1 protein-coding gene is annotated in these 1,833 nt (G+C 49.5%); it reads right to left on the minus strand.

The genetic code is table 11. The features are described 5' to 3' along the window. Nucleotides 1-1,833 (minus strand): tetratricopeptide repeat protein (locus QUA57_RS28420; protein WP_333065133.1); only part of this gene is annotated, 1,833 nt, incomplete at both ends.

A 1,833-nucleotide genomic window follows, 5' to 3' on the forward strand; every position in this document is an offset into this window, starting at 1 on the left:
TAGGGTAGCCTGTGCTGACTGGGAAGAAAAACGGTTGGTCAATAATCTCACAAAAGCTTGCGCCCGTCCCCGCTCTGCTATTTCTAGCGCTTCCTTATGCTGATTTTGATTGGCAAGCACTTCTTGTAACATACTATAACTTGTTTCTTGGGTTTCAAAAATTGAAATTAAATTGAGGTCGTTATTTTTTAAACTTGACCGCAGAGATTCCCAAATTTCAAGGGCTGAAAATAAAGCTTTGATAGCTTCTGCTGGTTGCTTTGCTTTGTATAAAGCGTCACCTAAATTGCTAAGTGCGCGGCCTTCGGCGTGGCGATCGCTTAGTTCTCTGGCAATGGCTAAACTTTGTTGGTAAGACTCAATCGCTTGACTATAATTTTTGACCGCGTAGTAAGCAATTCCTAAATTTTCTAAAGCGCGACCTTGAACGAAACGATCGCGCAGTTCTAAGGCGAGCGCTAAACTTTGTTTCTGCTCATCAATTGCTTCGGGATAATTAGTCAGGGAATAGTGTACTAATCCTAAATTACTCAAAGCAAGAGCTTCGCCTCGGCGATCGCGCTGCTGCTTGGCGATCGCTAAACTTTGCTCTTGATATTCAACTGCCTTTTTATACTCTTTTTGGGCATAGTAAAGTAATCCCAAATTTCTTAGGACACTCGCTTCTAAATCAGCCGATTTTAGGGAATGCGCTACTTCCAAACTTTGCTCGTAGTATTCGATTGCTTTTTTATAATTGCCAATCGCGCCGTAAGCAGCTCCCAAACCAATAAAAGCTTGTCCCTTTCCCAATAAATCGGCCCTGGATTCCGCTTGTGCTAAGCGCTGCTGCTGGTAAGAAATTGCTTTTTCATAATCTCCAATTGCGTAGTAAGTTGTGCCTAGATTGTTGAGCGCATAGCCTTCCCTAGCGTCATCGCGGGAGAGTCTCGCCAGCTCTAAATTCTGCTGGTAGCAGGCGATCGCTTTGCTGTAGTCTTTCGGCACAGTTTGGAGGGGTACTCCTGCCTGCTGCTCCAATAATTGTTCCTCAGTTAAGCACTGAATGGCACTCGGTGTCAGGCTTACTAAGCCATTGTTTAGAGATGCGAGTTCAGGGAACTGAATGCCAGATGGTGCTGGTGATTCTGGTGGCACCGGGGAAGCTATGACCCCTGGTGGTTCTGGTGGCAGCGATGGTGCTGCTGCTGGTGCTGCTGGTGACGGCAGGGGAGATATGATCGCTCGTGGTTCTGGTGGCGGCGGGACGATGAGCGCTGGTGGTTCTGGTGGCAGCGGGGCAGACTCAGGTAGGTTCGGTGGCGGCGGGACGATGAGCGCTGGTGGTTCTGGTGGCAGCGGGGCAGGTGATGGTGCTGGCACCGGGGAAGGTATGACCCCGGGTAGTTCTGGTGGCTGCGGGGGAGGTGACACCGGGAAAGGAGTTGGTGGATTGCTAATGAAGCTGATCTCACCTGCCTTGATTCCGCTAGTGTTGATGTTGCCCAAACTGATGTTGCCTTCTGAATAAAGGGTGACGCCGCCTCCGTTTCCAAGGAAGCTAGAGGTTGTAATTCCACCGGCGGCGATCGCGTTTGTCCCATATAGGAAAACTGACCCACCGTTACCGACTATCGAGGAAGCGTTCAAGGTGCTGGCGCTCGTATTGATGCTTCCCCCGGTGCTGTAGATGGTAATATTGCCGGCATTGCCCGTTAAAGTCGAAGTATCCAGGTTTTCCGCTGCGATGTCCCCGGACGCTACCAGCGCAAGATCTCCGCCATTTGAAGTAATGGATGCTGCTTGAATGCTGTTTGCAGCGCCTAAAAAAACTGAACCTGCGATCGCGATATT

This window comes from Microcoleus sp. Pol7_B2 (assembly GCF_036701035.1).
Classification (GTDB): Bacteria; Cyanobacteriota; Cyanobacteriia; order Cyanobacteriales; family Microcoleaceae; genus Microcoleus.